Origin of the sequence: Massilia sp. BSC265, from assembly GCF_000740675.1 — a bacterium.
Lineage (GTDB): Bacteria > Pseudomonadota > Gammaproteobacteria > Burkholderiales > Burkholderiaceae_D > Telluria.
On record NZ_JPXI01000033.1, the window covers coordinates 470,787 to 497,276 of the forward strand.

The 26,490-nt window shown below is 66.9% G+C and carries 19 protein-coding genes; 6 read left to right on the forward strand and 13 right to left on the reverse strand.

Annotated elements, in window-relative coordinates:
* Positions 1-159: 159 nt before the first annotated feature.
* Genes MA09_RS14295 through MA09_RS14310 form a run of 4 tightly spaced genes read right to left on the reverse strand, consistent with a single transcriptional unit; the run spans position 160 to position 6,306 of the window.
* Complete coding sequence (locus MA09_RS14295) at positions 160-1,374, reverse strand: hybrid sensor histidine kinase/response regulator (protein WP_036249570.1); 1,215 nt, start codon at positions 1,372-1,374, stop codon at positions 160-162.
* The gene (locus tag MA09_RS14300; protein ID WP_051933439.1) at positions 1,371-1,988 is read right to left on the reverse strand and encodes a chemotaxis protein CheB; all 618 of its coding nucleotides are present in this window, start codon (positions 1,986-1,988) and stop codon (positions 1,371-1,373) included. Before MA09_RS14300 ends, MA09_RS14295 begins: the two co-directional genes overlap by 4 nt.
* Positions 1,985-2,776 carry a protein-glutamate O-methyltransferase CheR gene (locus MA09_RS14305; protein ID WP_036250114.1) on the reverse strand — a complete coding sequence of 264 codons (792 nt, stop codon included), beginning with the start codon at positions 2,774-2,776 and terminating at the stop codon, positions 1,985-1,987. The genes MA09_RS14300 and MA09_RS14305 overlap by 4 nt, the downstream gene beginning before the upstream one ends.
* A 47-nt stretch (positions 2,777-2,823) precedes the next feature.
* Complete coding sequence (locus MA09_RS14310; protein WP_036249572.1) at positions 2,824-6,306, reverse strand: response regulator; 3,483 nt, start codon at positions 6,304-6,306, stop codon at positions 2,824-2,826.
* Positions 6,307-6,481: 175 nt separating this feature from the next.
* On the opposite strand from MA09_RS14310, the gene MA09_RS14315 reads away from it, so the two are divergent.
* Complete coding sequence (locus MA09_RS14315) at positions 6,482-6,721, forward strand: hypothetical protein (protein WP_051933440.1); 240 nt, start codon at positions 6,482-6,484, stop codon at positions 6,719-6,721.
* Here the strand turns inward: MA09_RS14315 and MA09_RS14320 are convergent.
* The 8 genes from MA09_RS14320 to MA09_RS14355 form a co-directional block, all read right to left on the reverse strand.
* Positions 6,718-9,285 (reverse strand): excinuclease ABC subunit UvrA, encoded by a 2,568-nt coding sequence (locus MA09_RS14320; RefSeq protein WP_036249574.1) that lies wholly within the window; start codon positions 9,283-9,285, stop codon positions 6,718-6,720. The two genes, MA09_RS14315 and MA09_RS14320, sit on opposite strands and share 4 nt — an antisense overlap.
* 76 nt (positions 9,286-9,361) lie before the next feature.
* Positions 9,362-10,609 carry a glycosyltransferase gene (locus MA09_RS14325; RefSeq protein ID WP_051933441.1) on the reverse strand — a complete coding sequence of 416 codons (1,248 nt, stop codon included), beginning with the start codon at positions 10,607-10,609 and terminating at the stop codon, positions 9,362-9,364.
* A gap of 18 nt (positions 10,610-10,627) precedes the next feature.
* Positions 10,628-11,164 carry a pyridoxamine 5'-phosphate oxidase family protein gene (locus MA09_RS14330; RefSeq protein ID WP_036249577.1) on the reverse strand — a complete coding sequence of 179 codons (537 nt, stop codon included), beginning with the start codon at positions 11,162-11,164 and terminating at the stop codon, positions 10,628-10,630.
* 103 nt (positions 11,165-11,267) lie between these two features.
* The gene (locus MA09_RS14335; protein WP_036249579.1) at positions 11,268-11,720 is read right to left on the reverse strand and encodes a MarR family winged helix-turn-helix transcriptional regulator; all 453 of its coding nucleotides are present in this window, start codon (positions 11,718-11,720) and stop codon (positions 11,268-11,270) included.
* Positions 11,707-12,594 carry an alpha/beta fold hydrolase gene (locus tag MA09_RS14340; RefSeq protein ID WP_373887847.1) on the reverse strand — a complete coding sequence of 296 codons (888 nt, stop codon included), beginning with the start codon at positions 12,592-12,594 and terminating at the stop codon, positions 11,707-11,709. Before MA09_RS14340 ends, MA09_RS14335 begins: the two co-directional genes overlap by 14 nt.
* Positions 12,595-12,670: 76 nt before the next feature.
* Positions 12,671-12,976 (reverse strand): hypothetical protein, encoded by a 306-nt coding sequence (locus MA09_RS14345; protein WP_229440715.1) that lies wholly within the window; start codon positions 12,974-12,976, stop codon positions 12,671-12,673.
* Positions 12,977-13,007: 31 nt separating this feature from the next.
* Positions 13,008-13,487: a DUF1854 domain-containing protein gene (locus MA09_RS14350; protein WP_036249585.1), complete on the reverse strand. Its 480-nt coding sequence runs from the start codon at positions 13,485-13,487 to the stop codon at positions 13,008-13,010.
* Positions 13,488-15,605 carry an ABC transporter ATP-binding protein gene (locus MA09_RS14355; RefSeq protein WP_036249588.1) on the reverse strand — a complete coding sequence of 706 codons (2,118 nt, stop codon included), beginning with the start codon at positions 15,603-15,605 and terminating at the stop codon, positions 13,488-13,490. It lies immediately after the preceding gene.
* Positions 15,606-16,115: 510 nt separating this feature from the next.
* Here MA09_RS14355 and cphA (MA09_RS14360) point away from each other — a divergent pair.
* The 3 genes from cphA (MA09_RS14360) to MA09_RS14370 all read left to right on the forward strand — a co-directional run bounded on the left by cphA (MA09_RS14360) (position 16,116) and on the right by MA09_RS14370 (position 21,813).
* Complete coding sequence (gene cphA, locus MA09_RS14360; RefSeq protein ID WP_036249591.1) at positions 16,116-18,290, forward strand: cyanophycin synthetase; 2,175 nt, start codon at positions 16,116-16,118, stop codon at positions 18,288-18,290.
* 98 nt (positions 18,291-18,388) lie between these two features.
* Entirely contained in the window at positions 18,389-20,959 is a 2,571-nt protein-coding gene (gene cphA, locus MA09_RS14365) for a cyanophycin synthetase (RefSeq protein ID WP_036249593.1), read from the forward strand.
* Positions 20,960-20,967: 8 nt separating this feature from the next.
* Positions 20,968-21,813 carry a MaoC/PaaZ C-terminal domain-containing protein gene (locus MA09_RS14370; protein WP_152594658.1) on the forward strand — a complete coding sequence of 282 codons (846 nt, stop codon included), beginning with the start codon at positions 20,968-20,970 and terminating at the stop codon, positions 21,811-21,813.
* 19 nt (positions 21,814-21,832) lie between these two features.
* On the opposite strand, the gene MA09_RS14375 is transcribed toward MA09_RS14370, so the two are convergent.
* A complete protein-coding gene (locus tag MA09_RS14375; protein WP_152594659.1) occupies positions 21,833-22,774 on the reverse strand; it encodes a hypothetical protein in 942 nt (313 codons plus the stop codon).
* Between the two features lie 27 nt (positions 22,775-22,801).
* On the opposite strand from MA09_RS14375, the gene mutS reads away from it, so the two are divergent.
* Both mutS and MA09_RS14385 read left to right on the forward strand, forming a co-directional pair.
* Entirely contained in the window at positions 22,802-25,468 is a 2,667-nt protein-coding gene (gene mutS / locus MA09_RS14380; protein ID WP_036249595.1) for a DNA mismatch repair protein MutS, read from the forward strand.
* Positions 25,468-26,433 (forward strand): hypothetical protein, encoded by a 966-nt coding sequence (locus MA09_RS14385; RefSeq protein ID WP_036249598.1) that lies wholly within the window; start codon positions 25,468-25,470, stop codon positions 26,431-26,433. Before mutS ends, MA09_RS14385 begins: the two co-directional genes overlap by 1 nt.
* The last annotated feature ends 57 nt before the right edge of the window (positions 26,434-26,490 follow it).

Below are 26,490 nucleotides of genomic sequence, written 5' to 3' on the forward strand. Positions count from 1 at the left end.
GAGGATAGAGGAGATGTGTTACAGGATGGTTTTCATAGCGTGGGCGGGTCTCCCGCCCACGCGGTGATAGTTTGCAGCGAGATCATTCGGTACGGTATTGGAACCGGTAGCGATCACCGCGTGGGCGGAGAACCCGCCCACCCTACGATACAGAAAACATCAAACCGTAGTAGCCGCGGCAACCGTCTGCTCGCAGGTCGGCAGAATCAGCGAGAAGGTCGAGCCCTCCCCCGGCTTGCTGCTCACCCGCAGCTCGCCCCCATGCGAGATCGCCAGCTGGCGCGAGATATACAGCCCGAGGCCCAGCCCCTTCGGCTCGCCGTTGCGCGCGCCGCGCTCATAGGGTTCGAAGATGCGTTCCAGGTCGCTGGGCGCAATGCCCTTGCCCTCGTCGCGCACGTCGATCCGCACCGTGTCGCCCGCGTAGTGAACGCTGACTTCGACCGGCTGCCCACCGCCGTAACGCAAGGCATTGGTGAGCAGGTTCACCACCACCTGCTCGATGCGGAACTCGTCCCAGCAGCCTGCCACCGGCGGATGCGGCTGCAATGACATCTTGCAGCCGGTGGCCGCCGCCTGTAGCGAGAGGTCGCTCACTACCCGCTCGAGCAGGTCCATCAGCGCTACCGGCCCCGGGCGGATCGACAATTGGCCGCTGCGCATGCGCGAGACGTCGAGCATGTCGTCGATCAGGCGGATCATGGCCTTGATCTGGCGCTCGTCGCGCTTGATCATGGTCTCGAACTGCTCGGGCTTGATGGCGGCCAGCGTGCCGCGCTTGAGCTGCAGGCTGCGCATCTGCGCTTCCAGGAACAGGGTGTTGAGCGGCGTACGCAGCTCGTGCGCCACCAGCGACATGAATTCGTCGCGCATGCGCAGCGAGCGCTGCAGTTCTTCCTGGGTCTGGTTCAGCTCGCGCAGCAGGGTTTCCTGCTCCTGGCGGCTGCGCTCGAGCGCGGCCATCTGGCGCTGCATCTGGCGGCGCTGCTGGTCGAGCGTGACAAACACGTTGACCTTGCTGCGCACCGCATCCGAATCGAGCGGCTTGTAGAGGAAGTCGACCGCGCCCGTCTCGTAGCCCTTGAAGGCGTAGTTCAGCTCACGGCCGGCGGCGGATACGAACACGATCGGGATGTTGCGCGTGCGTTCCGTGCCACGCATCAGCTCGGCCAGTTCGAAGCCATCCATGCCCGGCATCTGGACGTCGAGGATGGCGAGCGCGAAGTCGTGTTCGAGCATCAGCGCCAGTGCTTCCTCGCCCGAGGAAGCCTGGTAGACGAGGCGTCCTTCGCCGCGGATCAGGGCGTCGAGCGCACGCAGGTTTTCCGGCAGGTCGTCGACGATCAGGAGTTTGCTAGGGTCTTGCGAGCTCATAGGTTCCTCAGCATGGGAAGCAGTGTCCGGATGCCGGACAGCGGCAGCACGAGATCGGGGGCGCAGCGGCGGATCGCCTCGATCGGCATGGTACTGGCCTGGGCCTCGCCCGGGTCCTGCACGACGGTCAGCCCGCCGCACTCGCGGATGCGGCACATGCCGTCGGCGCCGTCATGGTTGGCGCCGCTCAAGAGGATGCCGGCCAGCCGCGGGCCGTAGGCATCGGCGCTTGACTCCATCAGCACGTCGATCGCCGGGCGCGCGAACTGCACCGGCGGCTCGCAGCTGAGCGAGAAGCAGCGGTCGCGCTCGATCGACAGATGATAGCCCGATCCCGCAAAATAGATGACGCCGGGTTCGAGCGGCTCCTTGTCGCGCGCCTCGCGCACCGGCAACGCGGCGCGCAGGTCGAACAGCTCGGCCAGGCGGCTGTCGCGGCCGGCCGGCACGTGCAGGATGCACACGACGGTGGCGCGGTAGTCGGCCGGAATGCCGGGCAGCAGCTGGAACAGCGCATCGACGCCGCCGGCCGAGCCGCCGATGACGACCAGTTCGACGCGGCGCCCGCGCAGGGCCTGGCCGACGTCCGCCGGTGCGCTTAACCGGATGCTCATGCGGCGCCCTTGCGGTAGATGCGCTCGCGCCGGGCCAGCACGTCGAAGCGGTCGGCATGGCTGGAGAACTCGATGCTCTCCTTGCTGCCCAGTCCCAAGAAGCCTCGGTAGCACAGCGACTCGTGGAACAAAGCGAGCACGCGGTCCTGCAGCTTGCGGTTGAAATAGATCAGCACATTGCGGCAGCTGACGAAATGGGTCTCCGAGAACACGCTGTCGGTGGCCAGGCTGTGGTCGGCGAAGGTCACGTTCTCCACCAATGCGCGGTCGAACAGCGCGCCCTTGTAGGCCGCCGTGTAATAGTCGGAAAAGGCGCGCTTGCCGCCGGCCTTCTGGTAGTTCTCGGTGTACTGGCGCATGGCGTCGAGCTTGAACACGCCGCGCCGCGCCGCTTCCAGCGATTCCGGGTTGATGTCGGTGGCGTAGATGATGGTGCGCTCGAGCAGTCCTTCTTCCTGCAGCAGGATGGCCAGCGAATACACCTCCTCGCCGGTGCTGCAGCCGGCCACCCAGACCTTCAGCGAGGGATAGGTCTTCAGGAAAGGGACCACGTGCTCGCGCAGCGCCACCCAGTATTCCGGGTCGCGGAACATCTCGGTGACGGGGATGGTCAGGTACTGCAGCAGCTGGGCGAAGCCGTCCGGCTCGTGCATCACCTTCGCCTGGAGGGCGGACACGGTGACGCATTCCATCTCGCGCATGGCCACCAGGATGCGGCGCTTCTGCGACGCACCGGTGTAGTCCCTGAAGTCGTAGTTGTACTTCAGGTAGACCGCTTCCATGAGCATCTTGAGCTCGATGTCGAAGTCGTCCGGTTGTTCGGGAATCTCCGGGCTCACATCCTCTCCAGCGCCGGCATCCACACCCGCAGCAGCGAGTACAGGCGGCTCAGGTCGATCGGCTTGGCCAGGTAGTCGTTGGCGCCGGCGGCCAGGCACTGCTCCTGGTCGTCCTTCATCGCCTTGGCCGTGATCGCGATGATCGGCAGGCGGTCGAAACGTCCGTCGGCGCGGATGCGGCGGGTCGCTTCCAGGCCATCCATGCCCGGCATCATCACGTCCATCAGCACCAGGTCGATGCCTGGAATGTCGTCGAGCTTGGCGATGGCTTCGAAGCCATTCCGTCCCACCTCGACCCGGGCGCCGCGCGATTCGAGCGCGCTGGTCAGCGCGAACACGTTGCGCACGTCGTCGTCCACCAGCAGGATGGTACGCCCTTCGAACACGCGGTCGCGCCCGCGTACGGCTTTCAGCATGGTCTGGCGCTCCGACGAGAGCTCGCTTTCCACCTTGTGCAGGAACAGCGTGACCTCGTCCAGCAGGCGCTCGGGCGAACGGGCACCCTTGATGATGATCGAGCGCGAATACTTGAGCAGCTCGGCCTCCTCGTCGCGCGTGAGGTTGCGGCCGGTGTAGACGATCACCGGCGGGAAGGAGCAGACTTCCTCGCTGGCCATGCGTTCGAGCAGCTCGCCGCCCTGCATGTCGGGCAGCTTGAGATCGATGATCATGCAGTCGAAGATCTGCTCTTTCAGCAGGGCCAGGGCGTCGCCGCCGGTACCGACCGCATTGATCTCGACATCGGCGTCGGCAATCAATTGCACCACGCTGTCGCGCTGGCGCTCGTCGTCCTCGACCAGCAGCACGCGCTTGATCTTCTGGCTCGATTTTTCCTGCAGCTTGCGGAACACCTCTTCCAGCTGTTCGCGGCTGGTCGGTTTCAGGGCATAGCCGATCGCGCCCAGGTGCAGGGCCTCGCCGCCGTTCTCCACGCTCGAGACGATGTGCACCGGGATATGGCGGGTGGCCGGGTTGTCCTTCAGCTGCTGCAGCACCGACAGGCCGGAGCTGTCCGGCAGGCGGATGTCGAGCAGCACCGCGTCCGGCTTCTGGCTGGCGGCCAGCGCCAGGCCCTCGCCAGCGCTGAGGCCCACCAGGCAGCGGTAGTCGAGTTCGTGCGCCAGGTCGAACAGGATGCGTGCAAATTCCGGCTCGTCCTCGATCACCAGCACGGTGCGCATCCCGGCAGCCGGTTTGTCGCGGTCGTCCGGGAAGCTGGCGGCCGGCTCGGCCCCCGGGGCCGCGCTAGGCGCCGGCGTGGCCGCGATTGCCACGGGCGCCGGCTGCGCCGGGGCCAGCGCAGGGCTCAGGACTGGCGCTGGCGGCGGCGTAGCCGCCACGGCGCCGCTGCGCGGCAGGCTCAGGGTAAACAGGCTGCCCTCGCCTGGCTGGCTCGACACGTTCAGGGTACCGCCCAGCAGGCTGGTGAGGTCGCGCGAGATCGACAGGCCCAGGCCGGTGCCGCCGAAGCGGCGGCTGGTGGTGCCGTCGGCCTGGTGGAAGGCATCGAAGATCTTTTCCTGCTGGTCCGGGGCGATGCCGATGCCGGAATCGCGCACGCTGAACTGCACCCAGCCTTCCGGCGTCACGCCCACGGTCATGCCCACGGCGCCGCTGTCGGTAAATTTCACTGCGTTGGACAACAGGTTCTTGAGGATCTGTTCCACGCGCTGGCGGTCGGTGGTGATGGTGCCGGGCACGTTTGGGTCGATCGCCACGCTGAAGTCGAGCGCTTTCTGGCGCGCCAGCGGCTCGAAGCTGCGTGCCAGACCCTCGACCATGCGGCGCAGCGGCACCTCTTCCGGCACCAGTTCCAGCTTGCCCGCCTCGACCTTCGAGATGTCGAGGATGTCGTTGATCAGGTGCAGCAGGTCGTTGCCGGCCGAGTAGATCGTCTGGGCGAAGCGCACCTGCTCTTCATTGAGGTTGCCGGCAGCGTTATCGGCCAGCAGCTTGGCCAGGATGAGCGAACTGTTGAGCGGCGTGCGCAGCTCGTGCGACATATTGGCCAGGAATTCCGATTTGTAGCGGCTGGCGCGTTCCAGTTCGAGCGCGCGCTGGCGCAGCTGCTCCTGAGCGGCCGTGAGGGCCGCGTTCTTCATGTCGAGGTTGAGCGCCTGCTCGGCCAGCTGGTCGTTGGTGGCGCGCAGCTCGGATTGCTGGTTTTCCAGCGCGGTCTGCGATTCTTCCAGCGCGCGCGACTGCTCTTCCAGCTCCTCGTTGGCAGTGCGCAGCTCTTCCTGCTGGACCTGCAGTTCCTCGTTCAGGGTCTGGGTTTCTTCCAGCGCGTTCTGCAGGCGCTGGCGGTACAGCACGGCCGCCATCGAGGCGCCGACGCTCGGCGCGATCAGTTCCAGGAACTCGCGGTCGCGCGCCGTAACCGGATGCAGGAAGCCGATCTCGATCACGCCCTTGACCTTGCCGTAGTTGACCACCGGAGCAATGAGCAATTCGCGCGGCGAGGCTTCGCCCAGGGCGGAACCGACCTTGATGTAGCCCTCCGGCAGTTCGCGCAGGTGCAGCATGCGGTTCTCGTTGGCGGCCTGGCTGGCCAGCGATTCGGTCGGCTGGATCAGCTGGGCGTGCTCGGCGGTGTCGTGGGCGAAGCCGTAGGCGCCGATGCGGCGCAGGACGCCTTCCTCGCTGCGCACGTACATGGCCGAGACCACGCCCTCCAGGTAGCGCGTCACGTAGGCCAGCACCGCGTCGGCCAGCGGTTCGAGGGTATGGATGCCGGCGCTCTTCGTGGCCAGTTCGGCCTGGCCGGAACGCAGCCAGTCCTGGTGGCGCAGCTGGGCATTGTGCTCGGCCTCGTGCTCCAGCACTTCCTGGTAGGAAGTCGACAGGCTGACCAGTTGGCGGCGCCCGAACATGGCCAGGCCGCCGCCGATCGACAGGCTCAGCAACAGGAAGATGGCGACCGACCAGGTTGTCACGCCGCGCGCCGAATCGTTGCGCTCCTGTAGCAGGCGGCGTTCGGCGTCCAGGAACAGGTCGAAGTTGCGGCGGATTTCGTCGGTGAGATTCTTGCCGCGGCCGGTACGCACGGCCTCGACCACGTCGAAGCCGCCGCGGCGCAGCTCGATCATGTTGTCTGCGAACTGTTCCCACTGAGACTGTGCAGCCTGGATGCGCTTGACCCGCTCGGTCTGCACGGGGCTGTCGCTGACCGTCTCATCCAGGCTCTGCAGCCCGCTCTTCATGCGCTCCTTGGCCGAGGAATACGGCGCCAGGAAACCTTCGTCGCCGGCGATCAGGTAGCCGCGCATACCCGCTTCCATCTCGGCCGACAGCTTACTGACCTCCTGGGCCTGGCCGATCACCCGCTCGGAATGCTCGACCCAGGTCAGGACATTGATCAGATAGGCAATGATGGCCACGAAGACGATCGCGGTGATGACGCTCATTCCCAGCGGCAGGGCCACATTGCGGGTCAGGATGCGCCGGAATTGTTGGTTATCGATGGAGGAGCCAGTCATGCGCGACAAATGTTGGGAAAAAAATATCCTAAGTGTAACGCAACCTGTGTTCTTCTCGCACACAATTGGATTGCCTTACTAGCACGACAATTGTCAGTTAAGCAATAAATACCCCGATCAGCCGGCCCGGAAATGCTCGGCCAGCTGCTGCTCCGGAACTGCCCGGTGAGCGCGCGTGGTCAAGGACTTCAATCACCTTTTCGCGGCGCTGCTGGCCACCGATCCGCGCACCAAGGGCGGGCAACGGCTGCTGTTCGTGGCTGCGGACGATCCGCCGGCAAAGGCGCAGGTGGCCGGTCTGGCGGGACAACTAAGTTATCTCCCGGTGGACCCGGGCGGACTGGCCAAGAGCGGCCGCCTGACCCAGTTCCCGGGCGGGGCGCTTACCGCGATGAACCTGGTGAAATTCGGCTAAGGGAGATGAGCGGCCAGGTAGGGCGCAGTCCTGCTGGCCTTGCAAGCCGCCACCTCGGCCGGCGGCCCGGCGCAGATTACCTGTCCACCCTCGTCGCCGGCGCCGGGACCGACGTCGATCACCCAGTCGCAGCCGGCCACCACGCGCATGGTGTGCTCGACCACGATCACCGTATTGCCGGCATCGACCAGGCGGTTGAGCTGCAGCACCAGGCGATCGGCATCGCGCGGATGCAGTCCGGTGGTCGGCTCGTCCAGCACATACAAGGTGTTGCCGCGGCCGGCGCGCTGCAGCTCGGACGCGAGCTTGATGCGCTGCGCTTCGCCGCCCGAGAGTTCCGTGGCCGGCTGGCCCAGGCGCAGGTAGTCCAGGCCCACTTCAAGCAGCACTTCCAGCGAGCGCTCCACCAACGGCTCGCCCTCGAAGAAGCCAATCGCCTCGCCCACCGTCATGCCCAGCACCTCGGCGATGTTCCTGCCGCGATAGCGGACCTCGAGGGTCTTGGCGTTGTAGCGCGCGCCCTCGCAGGTCGGGCATGGCGCATACACGCTGGGCAGGAACAGCAGCTCGACCATGACGAAACCCTCGCCCGCGCAGTGCTCGCAGCGCCCCTTGGCCACGTTGAAGGAAAAGCGGCCGGCATCGTAGCGGCGCTTCTTCGCATCCGGCGTGGCGGCGAACAGCTTGCGCACCTGGTCGAACAGGCCGGTGTACGTCGCCAGGTTGGAACGCGGGGTGCGGCCGATCGGCTTCTGGTCGACCCGCACCATGCGCCGGATTCCTTCCATGCCGGCGACGATGCGGCCTTCGAGCGGCAGGCCGGCTTCCTGTTCCAGGCCGGGTTCTTCGCTTTCCGGAGTGTCGGCCTCGGGAGCGGCCTGGCCGAGGGCGGCGCCGACCAGTTCGACCAGCACCTGGCTGACCAGGCTCGACTTGCCGGAGCCGGACACGCCGGTCACGGCGCTCAATACACCGAGCGGAAATTCGGCGCTGATGCCGTCGAGGTTATTGCGGCGCACGCCCTCCAGGCGCAGCCAGCCGGTCGGTTGGCGCGGCGTGCGCTTTTCCAATGGCGCTTCGTCGAACAGGTAGCGGCGCGTCTGCGATTCCTTCACCCGCTTCAGGCCGTCGGGTACGCCGCTGTATATCACCTGCCCGCCCTTCTCGCCCGCTTGCGGCCCGACGTCGACGATCCAGTCGGCACGCCGGATCACGTCGAGCGCATGCTCGACCACGAACAGCGAGTTGCCGGCGGCCTTCAACTGGGCCAGCGCATCGAGCAGGGCTTCGGTATCGGCCGGGTGCAGGCCGGCCGAGGGCTCGTCCAGCACGTAGACCACGCCGAACAGGTTCGAACGCACCTGGGTCGCCAGGCGCAGGCGTTGCAGCTCGCCCGGCGACAAGGTCGGCGTGCTGCGTTCCAGCGCCAGGTAGCCCAGCCCCAGGTCGAGCAGCACGCCCAGGCGTGCGCACAGGTCCTGGGCGATGCGCCGGGTGACGATCATCTGTTCGGGATGTTCCCTGGCGCGCGTACTGTCCCTGGCCGCTTCCCCCGCGGCATAAGGCTGCAACAGCTCGCTAAGCCGCGCCAGCGGCATGCGCGACAGTTCCATGATGTCGATGCCGGCAAAGGTCACCGACAGCGCTTCCCGGCGCAGGCGCTTGCCGCGGCACAGCGGACACTCCGTGCTCACCATATAGCGCGCTACGCGCTTCTTCATCGACGCGCTTTCGGTGTTGGCAAAGGTCTGCAGCACGTAGCGGCGCGCGCCGGTGAAGGTACCCTGGTAGCTCGGCGGGTCCTTGCGCTTCAGTGCCGCTCGCGTTTCCCTAGGTGTGAGGCCGGCGTAGACCGGCACGGTCGGGGTCTCGTCGGTGAACAGGATCCAGTCGCGGTCTTTCTTGGGCAGATCGCGCCAGGGCGTGTCGACGTCGTAGCCCATGGTGACCAGGATGTCGCGCAGGTTCTGGCCGTGCCAGGCTGGCGGCCAGGCGGCCACGGCGCGTTCGCGGATGGTGAGCGAGTCGTCAGGCACCATCGACTGCTCGGTCACCTCATACACCCGGCCCAGGCCCGAGCATTCGGGGCAGGCCCCTTCCGGCGTATTCGGCGAGAAGGACTCGGCGTAGAGCAGCTCCTGCCCCGGCGGATAGTCGCCGGCGCGCGAGTACAGCATGCGCAGGGAATTCGACAGCGTGCTGACGCTGCCCACCGAAGAGCGCGCCGTGGGCGAACCGCGCTGCTGCTGCAGGGCCACCGCCGGCGGCAGGCCGTCGATCTCGTCGACCTCGGGCACCGGCATCTGGTGGAACAGGCGGCGTGCATAGGGCGAGACCGATTCCAGGTAGCGTCGCTGGGCTTCCGCGTACAGGGTGCCGAAGGCGAGCGAGGACTTGCCCGAACCGGACACGCCGGTGAACACGACCAGGGCGCCGCGCGGGATGTCGACGTCGACGTCCTTCAGGTTGTGCTCGCGGGCGCCGCGTACCCGGACGTAGCCTTCGCGGCTTTCGCCGGCGGCGGGCGGCTCATCACGCTTGTGATGCGTCGGCTTGTGGCGCATGGATTCCCCGGCATCGTGAGTTCGATGCCGTATTTCATCCTACATAAAAGAAATTGACCGTGCGTTCCCCAACAGTTCAGCCGAAGAGGGACGCCAGCCGTTCGCACAAGGGTCCCAGGTCGGCGGGTCCGCATTGCGCAGCGACATTGCGGCAGGCATCGTCGACAGCTTTATTTCCGACAACTTCTGCCAAGCGCTTTTCCAGGCGCCGGGCCGTCAGGCGGGCGGCGCGCACGCTGCCGCCGACGCCCAGCCTGCCGACCCGCGCCGCGTTGTCGAACTGGTCGTGCGCCAACGGCACCACCACTTGCGGCGTGCCGGCGCGCAAGGCTTCGGCCGTGGTGCCGATGCCGCCATGGTGCACCAGCCCGGCCACGTGCGGCAGAAGAGCGCGTAGCGGCACGTAGTCCTGCCACAGCACCGGTGTCGGCAGATGGGCAGGCAACTGCGCGCGGTGCGGCGTCAACAGGATGGCCCGCAGGCCGCGCCGCGCGCAGGCGTCGAGCGCGCAGCGAAAATAGTAGGCCGCCTGGCAGTTGCCGGTGCCGGGCGTGAACACCACCGGCTTCGCGCCCGCCTCCAGGAAGCGCGCCACTTCGGGCGACAGCTCGGCCTGGGGCATTGGATCGTACAGCGGAAAGCCGGTGCGTACCAGGGGCTGGGGCCAATCCGGCTGGGTGGGCGCGAACCATTCCGGGAACAGGGTCACCGACAGGTCGGGCACCTTCACGATGGTATCGATCAGGTCGGACACCGGCGCCAGTCCCTCGGCGGCACGCGCCGCATTCACATCCGGCAGCGCCACCGGATTGATCAGGGCTTCGCCCAGCCGCCGCCACAGCCAGCGGCGCGCGCCCAGCGGCACCCAGTGCGGCACCGGCCAGGGTCCGAGCAGCAGCGGGTCATGCACGGTCGGCAGGTTCGAGGGCGCCAGGTAGGCCGCCGCCACTTTCAGGCCGGGGCGGCGCACGCGGCACAGGTCCGCTTCCGGCAGGGCCAGCGGATGCACCAGCAGCACGATGCGTTCGCTATGCGGCAGCGCGGCCACGAAGGCCGGCACCTGCGCCATGGCCGGACGGGTAGCGCGCCAGACCACGGCCAGACCGCGCGTCGGGTGCCACAGGTCGGGATGGTCGAGCACCGCTTCGTCGGCCGGCAGGCCATGGAAGGCCAGGCCGGTCGGCTCCACGAAGGGCGCATGCTGCACGGGGCCGAGCATCGTTACCCGGTACCCTGCATCGCGCAGCGCCAGCGCCATGCGCATGAAGGGAAACAGGTCACCGGCCGAGCCGATGGTGACGACGAGGAAGTGCAACTGCGGCATCGTTCAGGGTCCGGGCCGTCAGAAACTGAGCCTACCCTCGACCGAATCGTCGAGCGTCTTGCCGATCACGGCACCGACCACCACCTTGGCGCCGGAGACCACATCCCCATGCTTGTTGTCCCAGTAGTAGCCCTGGCGCGGGATCACGCGGATGGCGGTGATGCGAGGGTCATCCTCGCCTTCTGTGAACCAGGTCTTGAGCATGAAGTTCCACAATTCCTTGATGCGCCGGCGGTCGGTGAGGACCTCGGCATAGCCGTCGAGCTCCAGGAAGCCGGAATGCGCGCCCTGCTGGAAATACAGTTTCACGGCGGGGTGTGCCGCCAGTTCCGCATTCTTGTGGCTGTCGCTGGCGCTCAGGAACCAGAGCTGGCCGGCATCGTCCACTTCGCGCACGCTCATCGGGCGCACGCCCCGGTTCGGCCCGATGCCGCCCTGGGTGACAAAGAAGCAGCTGTCGGCATCCTTCGCCATGTCCTTGAGGCGCTGCATGGCTTCCTGGCCGCTGAGGTCCTTACGGTTCTGTTCCGGCTGGTTGCGGTTGATCGAATCCACGGGAATCTCCAGCAGCTTGTCGGATGTGACGACTCTACCAGCGCTCTGCCTGCCGGTATGTGGGCGGACGTACACTGGAAGTCGACACCCGCCACAAGCTGGGTCAATCCCGGGGCGGGCACGGCTCCAGTGCCGCCGCCTGGGACAGCCAGCGCGCGACAAGCTGCAGCTCGTCCGGGGTGAAACCTTCGGTCAGCCGCGCATTCAGTTCGAGCAGCACCTCCCCTGCGCGTTCACCGGCATCCCGGCCGGCGCCGGTCATCTGGAGGCGGGTCAGGCGCGCATCGCGCGCATCGGCGACGCGTTCGACCATGCCGGCCGCCTGCATGCGCTTGGACAGGTTGGTGACGGCGGCCGGCGCCACGCCCAGTTCGGCGGCGATTTCGCCGACTGCCGCATCGCCGCGCGCCTGCAGCACGAACAGCAGGCCGACCTGGGCCGCGCTGATCCCTTCCCAGGATTCGGGCCGCGCCTCGATCCAGCGCTGCAGCGCGCGCTGAGCACGGTTCAGCAGATGAACAAAACGAGGCCGCGTCGCTGACTTAGCCTGCTGCATGCGCCACCTCCTTTACCTGTCCGGCACGGGCATGCAGCCAGTCGGCCACCTGCGGCCACAGCGCCGTTTCGCAGCGGCGCCGGAAGAAACCCATGTGCCCCACTGCCGGCACCCCGGCGGTGTGCGGATCGATGTTGCGGCGCTCCACCTGCGCATTGACCAGGTGCGACACCAGCATGTCAACGGCCACCGGATTGGCCCAGGGATCGTCGTCGAAGCCCAGCACCAGCAGCGGGATGTCGACCCGGGCCATGCGGCGCGCGGCGTCGACCTCCGGATCGTCGAAGAAGTAGCGCGGCAGCGCGGTCCAGCCGGCCCATTGCAGCATCACACCGCGCGGCAGGTCTTCGCCCAGGCCGATGCGCCGCCCCGGCATGTAGCCGAACAAGGCGCACAGCAGCGGCGCCAGCACGCGCAGCACGAAGCGCACCCGCAATCTCTCCTTGATGCCGCGCACGGTGCGGCTGGCACCCGCGTGCGAAGCCACCAGCACGGCGGCGCGCAGCCGTGCGGTTTCGGGCGACAGGCCGATCGCATGGCCGCCCACGCTATGCCCCACGGCCAGCAGCGGCAGGTCCGGAAAGCGCTCCTTGGCCCAGCGCGTGACGGCCGCGACGTCCTTGTCGATCCAGTCGCTCATGGTCGTCCTGAAGCCGCGCAGGCTGTGCGGACGCGAACGGCCGGTGCCGCGGTAGTCGTAGGTGACGACGTTGAACCCACGCCCGGCGAGCCACGCCGCGAAGGGCTCGTAATAGGCCTGCGTGACTGCCGTGGCCGGGTGCAGGATGACGGTAGCGGCCGCACCGGGTACCGGCCAGCAGGTGGCCTCGACCGGGATCCTGCCGGCCGGGATGGAGTGGTGTTCGGGTTGCACGGATATCGCCCATATCGTTAACGTGTTAACGAATTTAGCACCAGCGAGCCGGCAGTGCAACCGGCTTGCTTGAAAATCAGGGAATCAGGCGTGCCGCGCGCAGATGGGCGAACAGGTCGAAGAAGGATTCGCCGGTGTCCGCCTCCACCAGTCCATGGCGCCCGGCGATGTCGCGCCACAAGGCGTGGTCGTTCGCCAGCGCGCTTTCCAGCGGCTGGACGGTGCCGCTGAAGCCCGCAACCCGGACGCCGAACCAGTCAGCAATGCGGCCCCACAGCCAGCGCCGCGGCCAGCCCGGCTTCGTCCCGCAGGTCGGCCGCGCCCCCCAGCGCGGTCCGTTGCATTGCCCCGTCCCGTTCATGCCAAAGGAAGACGGTAGCACGGATGCTCCGTACGCTGCGCGCCCTCGACGGCTACAGGAAGCGGTCCAGGATCCTGCGGCTTTGCTTGTCGATATCGAACATGTCGCGCACCAGGAAGTTGATGCCGTGATTGTCCGCGATTAGCAGCGAGGCCTCGCCGATGCGCCGGATGTCCTCGTCCACCTTGAGCACGAACTCGGTGTCGCCGCGGTCGGTCTGCACGTACCAGGTGCAGGGCGTGGCAAAACTCGACACGCTCTTGATGTGCAGGATCTCGGGGATGAACTCGCGGCCCTCGATTTCCTCCTGCACCAGGGTGCGGACCTGTTCCGGCACCTCGGCCAGGTCGTCGATCCAGGCCACTTCCTTGCCGCCCTCGCGCACCATCGAGATGCCCCTGGTCGGCGCCTGGATCGGGAAGGCGCGCACCGGGATGACGCCGACGTGCTCTTCACCTTCGGCGGTGGTCAGCACCAGCTTGCCGAAACTGTCGCGCCGAAGTTGGAACCCTTGTTGAAAACTCGTCGTCATTTAGTCTTCCTTGTCATCCGGATCCTGGTCCACGTTGCGCGCCTGCGCTTCGTAGAGGCGGTGGTAGGCGCCTTCGCGCGCCATCAACTCGTCGTGGCGGCCCTCTTCCACCACCACGCCGCGGTCCAGCACCACCAGGCGATCGGCCTTGTGCAGCGTGGACAGGCGGTGCGCGATGGCGATCGTGGTGCGGCCCTGCACGAGGTTGTCGAGCGCCTTCTGGATCTCTTTTTCCGTTTCCGAGTCCACCGAGGACGTCGCTTCGTCCAGGATCAGGATCGGCGGGTCGATCAAGAGCGCGCGCGCGATCGAGATGCGCTGGCGCTCGCCGCCCGACAGGCCCTGGCCGCGCTCGCCCACCATCGAGTCGTAGCCCTGCGGCAGGCGCAGGATGAACTCGTGGGCGTGGGCCGCGCGCGCCGCCGCGATGATCTCTTCGCGCGTGGCGCCCGGCTTGCCGTAGGCGATGTTCTCGGCAATCGTCCCGAAGAACAGGAAGGGCTCCTGCAGCACCAGGCCGATGTTGCGGCGGTAGTCGCTGACGGCGAAGGTGCGGATGTCCTGGCCGTCGAGCAGGATCGCGCCCTCGGCCACATCGTAGAAGCGGCAGATCAGGTTGACCAGCGTGCTCTTGCCCGAGCCCGAATGGCCGACCAGGCCGACCATTTCGCCGGCCCGGATCTTGAGCGAGATGCCGCGGTTGACCGCGCGGTTGCCGTAACGGAAACCGACTTCGCGCAGTTCGATATTGCCCGCCACCTTGCCGACCTTCACCGGGTTGACCGGGTCCGGCACGCTCGACACATGGTCGAGGATGTCGAAGATGCGCTTGGCCGCCGAGGCCGATTTCTGCGTCACCGAGACGATGCGGCTCATGGAATCGAGCTTTACGTAGAAACGGCCGCTGTAGGCGATGAAGGCGGTCAGCGTGCCGACCGTGATCTCGCCGCGCGACACCTGCCAGATGCCGAATATCCAGATCACCAGCAACCCCATCTCGGTCAGCAGCGAGACGGTCGGCGAGAACAGCGACCAGACCTTGTTCAGCTTGTCGTTGACGGCCAGGTTGTGCTTGTTCGCTTCGCGGAAACGCGCCGCTTCGCGCTTTTCCTGGGCGAAGGCCTTCACCACGCGGATGCCGGGGATGGTATCGGCCAGCACGTTGGTCACCTCGCCCCACACGCGGTCGATCTTCTCGAAACCGGTACGCAGCTTGTCGCGCACCACGTGGATCATCCAGGCGATGAAAGGAAGCGGAACAAGTGTCACCAGCGCCAGCCAGGGGTTCATGCTGAACAGGATCACGCCCGTCATGATGATCAGGAGGACGTCCGACAGGAAGTCGAGCAGGTGCAGCGACAGGAAGACACTGATCCGGTCCGAACCGCTGCCGATGCGCGACATCAGGTCGCCAGTGCGCTTGCCGCCAAAGTATTCCAGCGACAGGCGCAGCAGGTGTTCATAGGTGGTCGAGCGCAGGTCGGCGCTGATGCGCTCGGAGGCCAGCGCCAGCACATAGGTCTTGCCCCAGCCCAGCGCCCAGGCCAGCAGCGCCGCCCCGAACAGGCCTCCCATATATAGATAGACAAGGCTCGTGTCGATGACCTGGCCGTTCTGGTACGGAATCAGGACATTGTCCATCAGCGGCTTGGTCAGGTAGGGCGGGATCATGTGCGCGCCGGTCGAGCCGACCATCAGCAGGAAGCCCAGCAGCAGTTGCCCCTTGTAGGGCCTGGCAAAGCGCCACAGGCGGAACAGGGTCCAGGTCGACGGCGGGGTGTGCAGCACCTTGGCGCACACCCCGCACTCGGCGTCATCGGCCTCGAGCGGCGCCTTGCAGCTGGGGCAGGTGTGCTGGTCTGGCGGCGTCACCGCCACGCCGGTCACATGGCTCTTGACCTGCTCGTTAAAGTGGTCGACCACCCGGATCGCGCCCAGGTTCTGGCCCAGGGTGAAGCGCCAGGCCCCCAGCAATCCTTCGGTATCGACCAGTTCAAGGTGTCCGACGCCGGCATGGTCGTGGTGGCGCAAGGCCAGGCCCGGACGGTAGGACCAGTCGCGCCAGGCGTCTTCGCCCGGGGCCTTGGCCAGCAAACGGCGGCTGGTGACCACCACCATGCCCTTCTTGAAACGTAATTTCGCATCGAGGTCAACCTCAACGCCCGTTAAAACGTTTTCCCCTGGTGCAAGCTGTTTCGCGACGTCATTTTGCCAGTGTTCGGGCAAAACATTGGCGGAGACCGCCAGGAACGACGGAATAGCAAGTTGTTGAGTTGTCATGGTTTGTGCCCGAGATCAGGCATATGGTTCTGGTGGGATACAAACAGCGGCAAGGCTTGGCAATGCACAGGACTGCCGGAATGCCCGTTGCGTGAAGCGTGCCACAAACAGGCTTAACGTTTCTACGTATCCTTTGGATGACAAAATGAAGCGTTCTGGGAGAAAAGATTTCGACCCGGCAAATTCCGGGCCGGGAAGTATATATGAGGTGCACTGCGGAGATGCACTGCGGATGTCCGCCGCCAAAAGGCGGCTTGGATACCGTGGCAACAGGCAGGCAACAGGCAGGCAACTAAAGGCAAGGACGGCGGTGTGCGGAATGGTCGCAGCCGATAAAGACATTTTTTCATGAACAAGAAGAACGACATCAAGTTCCTCCGCGTGACCCACCTGCGCGGCCCGAACATCTGGACCTACCGCCCTGTGATCGAGGCCTGGCTCGACATCGGGGAACTCGAAGACTTCCCCTCGAACACCCTGCCCGGGTTTACCGAACGCCTGACCGCCTGGCTGCCGGGCCTGGTCGAACACCATTGCGGTGTCGGTCACCGCGGCGGCTTCCTGGAACGCCTGCGCGACGGCACCTGGGCCGGCCACATCCTCGAGCACGTCGTGCTCGAGCTGCAGAACATGGCCGGCATGAAGACCGGCTTCGGCAAGACCCGCTCGACCGGCCAGCGCGGCGTCTACAAGATGGCCTTCCGTACCCGCGACGAGATCGTCGGCCGCGCCGCACTCGACGCCGGCCACCGGCTCATGATGGCGGCCATCAACGACACGCCCTTCGACATGGCCGCCACGGTGCAGCGCCTGACCGAGCTGGTCGACCGCTGGTGCCTGGGCCCGTCGACTGCCCACATCGTGGATGCCGCCACCGACCGCCGCATCCCCTCGATCCGCCTCACCGAAGGCAACCTGGTGCAGCTCGGCCACGGCGCCGCGCAGCGCCGCATCTGGACCGCCGAAACCGACCGCACCAGCGCCATCGGCGAAGGCATCGCCAGCGACAAGGACCTGACCAAGACCCTGCTCTCTTCCTGCGGCGTGCCGGTGCCGGAAGGCGCCCTGGTGAGGAGCGCCGAAGAGGCATGGGAAGAAGCGCAGGACATCGGCCTGCCGGTCGTGGTCAAGCCGGTCGACGCCAACCATGGCCGCGGCGTGACCCTGAACCTGATGAGCGAAGCGGAAGTGAGCGCCGCCTATGCCATCGCCGCGGAGGCCGGCGACAGCCAGTCCGTGCTGGTCGAGCGTTTCATCCCCGGCAACGAGCACCGCCTGCTGGTGGTCGGCCGCGAGGTCGTGGCCGCCGCCAAGGGCGAATCGCTGTGGGTGACGGGCGACGGCAGTGCGAGCGTCGTCGAGCTGTGCAACAGCCAGATCAATACCGATCCGCGCCGCGGCGAGAGCGAAGAACACCCGCTCGGCCTGGTCAATCCGCACGACAGCGAAATCATGCTGGACCTGAAACGCCAGGGCCTCACGCCCGACTCCGTGCCGCAGCGTGGGCAGAAGGTGCTGATCCAGGTGAACGGCAACGTCGCCGACGACGTCACCGACCAGGTCCATCCCTCGGTCGCCCACGCCGCCGCCCTGGCCGCACGCATCGTCGGCCTGGACATCGCCGGCATCGACCTGGTGTGCGAGGACATCTCGCGCCCGCTGGAAGAACAGCGCGGCGCCATCATCGAAGTCAATTCGAGCCCCGGCCTGCTGGCCCACATCAAGCCGGCCAGCGGCCAGCCGCGCAAGGTCGGGAAGGCGATCGTCGACCACCTGTTTGCGCAAGGCGAAACCGGGCGCATCCCGGTGGTCGGCGTCACCGGCACGCTCGGCACCAGCCTGATCGCGCGACTGGTGGGCTGCCTGGTCCATATCACCGGCAAGCACGTCGGCGTGGCCAACGGAGAAGGCCTATACCTCGATGCGCGCCAGGTTTCAAGCCGCGATTCGACCGGCTTCGACGCCGGCCAGCGCCTCCTGATCAACCGCACCGTGCAGACTGCCGTGTTCGAGTCGAACGCGCGCTCGATCCTGTCGGAGGGCCTGCCCTACGACCGCTGCCTGGTCGGCATCGTCACCGACATGGAAGGACTTGGCGATGTGGCTGAATTCCACATCAAGGACCAGGACGCCCTGCGCAACGTGATCCGCAGCCAGGTCGATGTCGTCCTGCCGGAAGGCACGGCGGTGCTGAACGCCGCGAACGAAGCCGTGGCGGCGCTGGCGGAACTGTCGGACGGCCGCGTGATCTTCTATGCGCTCGATGAGCATCACCCTGTCATGGCCGCGCACCGTGCAAGCGGCGAGCGCGTCGTATTCGTGCGCGGCAACCGCATTACGCTGGCCGAAGGCAGCGAAGAAACCGCCCTGCTCGACCTGGCGAAGATCCCGCCGGCGACGGTGAAGCACCCGGACAGCGTGCTGGCGGCAGTGGCGGCGGCCTGGGCCCTGGGCGTGCCCTCGGACCTGATCTGCGGCGGCCTGCGCGCCTTCGACGCCACCCCGAAGAAGACGATTCACTAAGCAACTCATTAAACAAGAAGGCCGGCGTCTACAGTCGGCCATGGCCATGCCGAGCAGCCCCTGCCGCTCGCGCAGCGCCCCGAAAGGACTGAAGGTTTATGGAAGTATCTCGCGTCAGGGCCCTGCGCGGCCCCAATCTCTGGAGCCATCACACTTCGGTGGAGGCGATCGTCTCCTGCACGCCGGAAGAAGAATCGATCCGCGAGCTGGCCGGTTTCGAGACGCGCCTGCGCGCGCGCTTTCCGCAGGTAGGCGAACTGCAGCCCTACGGCCATGACGACACCGTGCCGCTGGCCCAGGTGCTCGAGCGCGTGACCCTGGCCCTGCAGGCCGAAGCCGGCTGCCCGGTGACCTTCAGCCGCACCACCGCCACCGTCGAGCGCGGCATCTACCAGGTGGTGGTCGAGTACAGCGAGGAAGACGTGGGCCGCCTGGCTTTGGCCCTGGCCCAGGAACTGGTCGATGCCGCCCGCAAGGACACGGCTTTTGATCTGGCAGGTGCCCTGGCCCGCCTGCGCGAACTGGACGAGGACGTGCGCCTCGGCCCGTCCACCGGCGCCATCGTGCAGGCCGCCGTTGCCCGCAACATCCCCTTCCGTCGCCTGACCGAAGGCAGCCTGGTGCAGTTCGGCTGGGGCAGCCGCCAGCGCCGCATCCAGGCCGCCGAGATCGATGCCACCGGCGCGATCGCCGAGACCATCGCCCAGGACAAGGAGCTGACCAAGAAGCTGCTCGACGCCGCCGGCGTGCCGGTGCCGATGGGCCGCAGCGTGAGCGACCCGGAAGACGCCTGGGCCGCTGCCCTCGAGATCGGCCTGCCGGTCGTGATCAAGCCGAAGGACGGCAACCAGGGCAAGGGCGTGACCGTGAACGTCACGACCAGGGAACAGCTGACCGCCGGCTTCCACGCCGCATCCGAATTCCGCGACGACATCCTGGTCGAGCGCTACCTGCCTGGCCACGACTACCGCCTGCTCGTCATCGGCGACAAGCTGGTGGCCGCGGCGCGCCGCGATCCGCCTTTCGTGGTCGGGGATGGGGTGCACACCGTGCGCGAACTGGTGGAACAGGTCAACCGCGACCCGCGCCGCGGCGAGGGCCATTCCACTTCGCTGACGAAGATCCGTTTCGACGACATCGCGCTGGCGACCCTGGCGGCCCGCGGCATGCATGCCGATTCCGTGCCGGACAAGGGCCAGCGCGTGGTGTTGCGCAATAACGCCAACCTGTCCACCGGCGGCACCGCCACCGACGTAACCGACGACGTCCATCCGGACGTTGCGGAGCGCTGCATCGCCGCCGCCCACATGGTCGGCCTGGACATCTGCGGCGTCGATCTGGTGTGCGACAGCGTGCTCAAGCCCATCGAGGAACAGAACGGCGGCATCGTCGAGGTCAACGCGGCGCCGGGCCTGCGCATGCACCTGTCGCCCTCCTTCGGCAAGAGCCGCCCGATCGGCGAAGCCATCATGGACACCCTGATCGCCGAAGGCGACGACGGCCGCATTCCGGTGGTGGCCGTGACCGGCACCAACGGCAAGACCACCACCGTGCGCTTGATCGCCCACCTGTTCACGGCGTCCGGCCTGCGCACCGGCATGACCAACACCGACGGCGTGTACATCGAAGGCCGCCGCATCGACAGTGGCGACTGCTCGGGCCCGCGCAGCGCACGCAACGTGCTGCTGCACCCGGACGTGGACGCGGCCGTGTTCGAGACCGCGCGCGGCGGCCTGCTGCGCGAAGGCCTGGCGTTCGACCGCTGCCAGGTGGCGGTAGTGACCAACATCGGCGCCGGGGACCACCTCGGCCTGAACTACATCACCACGCTCGAAGACCTCGCCGTGCTCAAGCGGGTGATCGTGCAAAACGTGGCGATCGGGGGCATGGCCGTGCTGAACGCGGCCGACCCGGCCGTGGCCGCGATGGCCGAATTCACCCGCGGCGACGTCACCTTCTTCGCCCTCGACGCCGGCCACCCGATCATGTCGATGCACCGCGCCCAGGGCCGCCGCGTCGTCTTCGTCGAGGATGGCCACCTGGTAGCGGCGCAGGGCAAGCTCGAACACCGCGTGCCCCTTGGCGAAGTCCCGATCACCCGAGGCGGCACCATCGGCTTCCAGGTCGAGAACGTGCTGGCCTCGGTGGCCGCGGCCTGGGCCGTGGGCATCGACTGGGACAAGATCCGCCTTGGCCTCAAGACCTTTGTGGGCGAGAGCGACAATGCGCCGGGCCGCTTCAACGTGTTCGACTACCGCGGCGCCACCGTGATTGCCGACTACGGCCACAACCCGGATGCGATCGCGGCCCTGGTGAATGCGGTGGAAGCGATGCCGGGCAAGCGCCGCTCGGTGGTGATCAGCGGCGCCGGCGACCGCCGCGACCAGGACATCACCCAGCAGACCGAAATCCTCGGCAAGTCCTTCGATGATGTGCTGCTGTACCAGGACCAGTGCCAGCGCGGCCGCGCCGATGGCGAAGTGCTCGCCCTGCTGCGCAAAGGACTGGACGGCGCCGCCCGCACCAGCCACGTGGAAGAGATCAACGGCGAATTCGTCGCCATCGACCGCGCGCTGTCGCGCCTGCAAGAAGGCGACCTGTGCCTGATCCTGATCGACCAGGTGGACGAGGCGCTCGCCCACATCAAGCAGCGCGTGGCCGAGGCTTGAAGCCTGCTGTGCGTGCTCCCCATGTGCCGGCGCTGCCGGCCATGGGTCCCGTCATCCTGCTGCGGGCGCTATTCAAGCGTCCGCAGCGTCCCCTTCCTTCCGCCCTGCCGGAACTCGTTACCGAGTACCGCCTCGACAGCCTGCCGCTGGACGACATCGCGCGTTACCGTGCGGCCTTCGGCTTCGCGGGCGATCATGTTCCGTTGACCTGGTGGTACCTGCCTGCCCAGCGCGCGCACCTGGCCACGATGCTCGACCCGCGCTTCCCGTTCAGGATCGCTGGACTGGTCCACATGGAGAATGCGCTCGGGGAACACGGCAAGGCCGTACCCGGCCAGGCCTTGTTACTGCGCACCGTGCTGCGCATGCTGCCGCCTTCGTCCAGCGGCGCGCTGCGCTGCGTACTGGAGACCACGGGCAGCACGGAGGCCGGGCCGGTATTCGGCTGTTCCAGCACCTACCTCATCCGGCGCGGCGAACGCGGCGGCGCGAAGCAGCCGGATGCCGACACCGACCTGTCAGGCACCCCACTGGCGCAATGGACGCTCGATCGGGCGGCGGGCCGCCGCTATGCGCGACTGTCCGGCGACTGGAACCCGATCCACCTGACCGGCTGGAGTGCCCGCCTGATGGGCATGCGCACGCCGATCATCCATGGCATGCACACGCTAGCGTCGTCCTGTGCCGCGCTGGAAAACGCGAGCGGCGGCCGCGCTGCCCGCATCGAATGCCGCTTCCGCGCACCGGTGGCCTTGGGCAGCTCCGCCGTGTTGCGTGCGACGTCCACGACAGGCGGATTCGTGGTGGAAGCGCATGGGAAAGCGGCGGTGACGGGCGCCTGCACGCTGGCGTGACGCCCCATGGGCAGCCGTATCAGGGTTTGCGCGCCGGCTCGACCGCGACCTTGATCGACTTGTAGAACACGGTGCTCTTTGCCTCGAAACCGGAGTCGATCCCGAAGAAGACCCAGATTTCACCGCTGGCATTGCTGGTGACCGCCAGCGGCGCCGTACTCTTGAGCACCTTGGTCTGCCACACCTGCGGACCACAGTTCTGGACCGCGTTGGCGACGTTGCCGAGCACCTGGGACGCGGTCCCCGGTGTCGCCTGGTTGCCGCGGTCGAGGTTGACCGTGTATTCCCCGTTATTCAGGACGGTTTTCGGTTCCGTCGGCGCCGCTCCGGCGACAACGTAGACGCTTTCGCCCGGCGCGCCGCCGACGCCGACGCAGCCGGATGACTGGTTGCTGGCAATCTCGATTTCAAAGCGCAGCAGGTACGAGGTGGATGGCGCGTAGCCGCTGAATTTCTTCTTATTGTAGATAAACAGGTCGTCGCTGCGATTCGTTCCACCCGTGTAGTACGCCTGGCCTGACAAGGGCGCCGGCAGGGCGCGCGACTCCCACACGACATCGGTCGGTGCGGTTTCCGGGTGATAGTCGGCAAAAGCGCCCTGCCAGCCATCGGCCGAGCCGGAAAAGGTGGTACTGATCTGTGGCGTTGGCGGCTCGAGCTCGAGCGTGTCGCCGCCGCACGCAGCAAGCAGGCAGGCCGAGCCGATCATGCCCAGGACGAGTTTTTTTTGAATGGTCATTGGCGTCTCCTGTGGTGTGAGGAAAAGGCCGAGGATAGGGGGATGCCGTGTCTGGAAGTAGGTCACATTTGTCCAAGAATTGTAGTCAGTCGGCAAAGGATCGATACAATCCGGCATCGTTTCCGACGCAAGCGCAAACAAAGCAACATTCGGCCGGCCGATTGTCCGTTTTGCAGCGCCGGCTGAGCCGATCGCGGTAAAATGGCAAGCCCAGGCCAGCATCCGCCTTGCCGTACCGATCACGAAGAAATGAACGCTCCCAACGAAATCAACGCCGCCGCCCTCAAGACGGGCGCGACGGAAAAAGTCACACCGATGATGGCGCAATATCTGCGCATTAAGGCCGATTACCCCACCATGCTGGTCTTCTACCGCATGGGCGATTTCTACGAGCTGTTCCACGACGATGCGGAAAAGGCGGCACGACTCCTCGGCATCACCCTGACCGCGCGCGGCACCTCGAACGGCCAGCCGATCAAGATGTGCGGCGTGCCCTTCCACTCGCTCGACGGCTACCTGGCCAAGCTGGTCAGGATCGGCGAATCCTGCGCGATCTGCGAGCAGATCGGCGACCCGGCCCTCTCCAAAGGCCCGGTGGAGCGCAAGGTGGTGCGGGTCGTCACGCCGGGCACCCTGACCGACAGCGACCTGCTGCCGGAAAAGGCCGAGCGCCCGCTGCTGGCCATGTGCCTCCTCTCACAGCGCAAGACCGTCACGGTCGGCCTGGCCTGGCTGTCGCTGGCCAGCGGCGTGCTGCGCCTGATGGAATTTTCCGGCGACGGACGCGCCGCCGAGACGCGGCTGGCGCACGAACTCGAACGCATCGCGCCGGCCGAGATCCTGCGCGCAGACAGCGCCGACCTGTTCGAATCCGAGCCGGTGGCGCACACCAACCGCGTGCCGGAATGGCACTTCGACGTCCTCAAGGGCCACCAGGCGCTGCTGGAGCAGCTGGGCGTGGCCACCCTCACCGGCTTCGGCGCGGACGGCATGGGCGCCGCCTTCGGCGCGGCCGGCGCACTGCTGCGCTACGCCCAGTCGACCCAGGGACGTGGCTTGCAGCACGTGAAGAGCCTGGCCTGCGAAACAGAAAACGAATACATCGGCCTGGATGCCGCGACGCGCCGCAACCTCGAACTGACCGAAACCATCCGCGGCCAGGAAGCGCCGACGCTGTTCTCGCTGCTGGACGGCTGCCGCACCGCGATGGGTTCGCGCATGCTGCGCCACTGGCTGCACCACGCGCGCCGCAACCAGCGCGTGGCGCGCTCGCGCCACGAGGCGATCGCCGCGCTGGCGCAAGCCGAAGCCACGCACGGCCTGTCCGCCCTGCTTTCCAACGTGCCCGACATCGAACGCATTACCACCCGCATTGCCCTGCTGTCGGCACGCCCGCGCGACCTGTCCTGCCTGCGCGACGGCCTGAAGCAGCTCCCCGCCCTGCGCGAGGGGGTAGCGCGCTGCTTCGTCCCGGGCGATACGTCCCTGCTGCGCGAGATCCACGACCTGCTGGCGCCACCCGAGGCCTGCGTCGACCTGCTGAGCCGCGCGATCATGGAAGAGCCGAGCGTGATGGTGCGCGACGGCGGGGTGTTCGCGCGCGGCTTCGACGCCGAGCTCGACGAACTGCGCGCGCTGTCCGAGAACGCCGGCCAGTTCCTGGTCGACCTGGAAGCGCGCGAGCGCGCCCGTACCGGCATCGCCAACCTGCGCGTCGAGTACAACCGCGTGCACGGCTTCTATATCGAAGTCACCAACGGCCAGGCCGACAAGGTGCCGGAAGACTACCGCCGCCGCCAGACCCTGAAGAACTGCGAGCGCTACATCACGCCGGAACTGAAAGCCTTCGAGGACAAGGCGCTGTCGGCCCAGGACCGCGCCCTGGCGCGCGAGAAGATGCTGTACGACCAGTTGCTGGGCGACCTCGCCCCCTTCATCGGCTGCCTGCAGTCGATCGCCGGCGGGCTGGCCCAGCTCGACACGCTGGTGGCCCTCACCAGCCATGCGGTACGCAACAACTGGTGCGCGCCGACACTCGTCGAGGAGCCCTGCCTGACCATCGTCGAAGGCCGCCACCCGGTGGTGGAAAACCAGATCGAACGCTTCATCGCCAACGACTGCCGCCTGTCGAACGACCGCCGCATGCTCCTGATTACCGGCCCCAACATGGGCGGTAAGTCGACCTTCATGCGCCAGGTGGCATTGATCACCCTGCTCGCCTACGTGGGCAGCTACGTGCCGGCTACCGAAGCAGTGATCGGCCCGATCGACCGCGTCTATACCCGCATCGGCGCCAGCGACGACCTGGCCAACGGGCGCTCGACCTTCATGGTCGAGATGACCGAATCGGCGGCCATCCTCAACGGCGCCACCGAGCAGTCGCTGGTGCTGATGGACGAAGTGGGCCGTGGCACCTCGACCTTCGACGGCCTGGCGCTGGCCTGGGCGATCGCGCGCCACCTGATCGACACCAGCCGCAGCTTCACCCTGTTCGCGACCCACTATTTCGAACTGACCCAGCTGCCGGAAGCCCATCCGAGCGCGGTGAACGTGCACCTGTCGGCGGTCGAGCACAAGGACAGCATCGTGTTCCTGCACGCGGTGCAGGACGGCCCTGCGTCGCAGAGCTACGGCCTGCAGGTGGCGCAGCTGGCGGGCGTGCCGCCCGCGGTGATCCGCGCCGCGCGCAAGCACCTGGCGCGCCTCGAATCGCAGGCGCTGGACACGACGCCGCAGCTCGACCTGTTCGCCGCTCCTTCCGAAGAAGCGGCGGACGTGGCGCCGGCGCCCCATGCTGCTCCCGACGATGGCGTGAACCACGAGCTGCACAAAGCCCTGGCTGCGATCGACCCGGATGCCCTGAGCCCACGCGAAGCGCTCGAACGGCTCTACGAGCTGAAGCGACTCGTCGCCTGATGCCGGCGCGCCGTCCCTTCATCCTGGCTGGCCTGCTCGCGGCTGCCTTGGCCGCGGCGCCGGCCATCGCCCGTGACAAGAAAAAGGAAAAGCAAACGGATGAGCACGCGCACCGCTTCGCGGTCGTGGGCCACCGCGCAGCCCAGGGTGGAGAGGAGGCGCTGAAGGAGGTGCTGCTGGATGCGAAGGACGAGGACCTTGCCTTCCTGGTGGTCAACGGCATCAAGAGCGAGCAGGAAACCTGCCGCGACAGCGTGTATCAGCAACGGCGCGCGCTGTTCGACAAGGCCAGGCGCCCCGTCATCCTTTCCCTGAGCGGAGACGACTGGACCGGCTGCCGCAATTCGGCGGGCCGCACGAATGCCATCGAACGCCTGAACCGGCTGCGCGAGCTGTTCTACGGCGAGCCGGAATCGCTCGGCAAGGACAAGCTTGCCTTGACGCGCCTGTCGAGCAGCCCGCGTTTCCGCAGCTATGCCGAGAACGCCCACTGGCAGGTCGGCAAGGTGCTGTACGCCACCATCAACCTGCCGGCGGCAAACAACCACTACCTGCCGGCCGCGGGACGCAACAGCGAGTACGAAGACCGGACCGTGGCCAACCGCTTCTGGCTCAACCGCCTGTTCGCGATCGCCAAGCAGGACAAGGTCGATGCGGTGGTGCTGTTCGCCGAAGGGAATATGCAGCCGCTGCTACAGCCGGCCAACGGGCTGCGCGCCCTGCTGCAGCGGGCTCCTGCGATTCAGGATGGCTTTGCGGAAACGCGCCGCCAGTTGCAGCAGCGTGCGGCCAATTTCAAGGGACGGGTACTGGTGGTGGACAGCGCCGGGCTGCCCAAGGAAGCCCGCCCGGCGATCGAATGGCGCGGCAATCTGGGGCACTTGTCCGTCGGTGCGCACGCGGTGGAGGTGCGGGTGGCGGGCAAGGGAGATAAGTTGTTCAGCTTGGGCGAAGCACACCGCTAGCGGCTGCGCCCGTAAGGTGGTCGGCTCAGCCGACCGCCCTGCATGCAATCCGCCGCG

Coding starts and splice junctions, on each gene's coding strand:
- MA09_RS14295 (WP_036249570.1), bottom strand. CDS start 1,374: ATGAGCTCGCAAGACCCTAGCAAACTCCTGATCGTCGACGACCTGCCG.
- MA09_RS14300 (WP_051933439.1), bottom strand. CDS start 1,988: ATGAGCATCCGGTTAAGCGCACCGGCGGACGTCGGCCAGGCCCTGCGC.
- MA09_RS14305 (WP_036250114.1), bottom strand. CDS start 2,776: ATGCTCATGGAAGCGGTCTACCTGAAGTACAACTACGACTTCAGGGAC.
- MA09_RS14310 (WP_036249572.1), bottom strand. CDS start 6,306: ATGACTGGCTCCTCCATCGATAACCAACAATTCCGGCGCATCCTGACC.
- MA09_RS14320 (WP_036249574.1), bottom strand. CDS start 9,285: ATGCGCCACAAGCCGACGCATCACAAGCGTGATGAGCCGCCCGCCGCC.
- MA09_RS14325 (WP_051933441.1), bottom strand. CDS start 10,609: ATGCCGCAGTTGCACTTCCTCGTCGTCACCATCGGCTCGGCCGGTGAC.
- MA09_RS14335 (WP_036249579.1), bottom strand. CDS start 11,720: ATGCAGCAGGCTAAGTCAGCGACGCGGCCTCGTTTTGTTCATCTGCTG.
- MA09_RS14350 (WP_036249585.1), bottom strand. CDS start 13,487: ATGACGACGAGTTTTCAACAAGGGTTCCAACTTCGGCGCGACAGTTTC.
- MA09_RS14355 (WP_036249588.1), bottom strand. CDS start 15,605: ATGGTGGTGGTCACCAGCCGCCGTTTGCTGGCCAAGGCCCCGGGCGAA.
- cphA (WP_036249591.1), top strand. CDS start 16,116: ATGAACAAGAAGAACGACATCAAGTTCCTCCGCGTGACCCACCTGCGC.
- cphA (WP_036249593.1), top strand. CDS start 18,389: ATGGAAGTATCTCGCGTCAGGGCCCTGCGCGGCCCCAATCTCTGGAGC.
- MA09_RS14375 (WP_152594659.1), bottom strand. CDS start 22,774: ATGCTGGCCTGGGCTTGCCATTTTACCGCGATCGGCTCAGCCGGCGCT.
- mutS (WP_036249595.1), top strand. CDS start 22,802: ATGAACGCTCCCAACGAAATCAACGCCGCCGCCCTCAAGACGGGCGCG.
- MA09_RS14385 (WP_036249598.1), top strand. CDS start 25,468: ATGCCGGCGCGCCGTCCCTTCATCCTGGCTGGCCTGCTCGCGGCTGCC.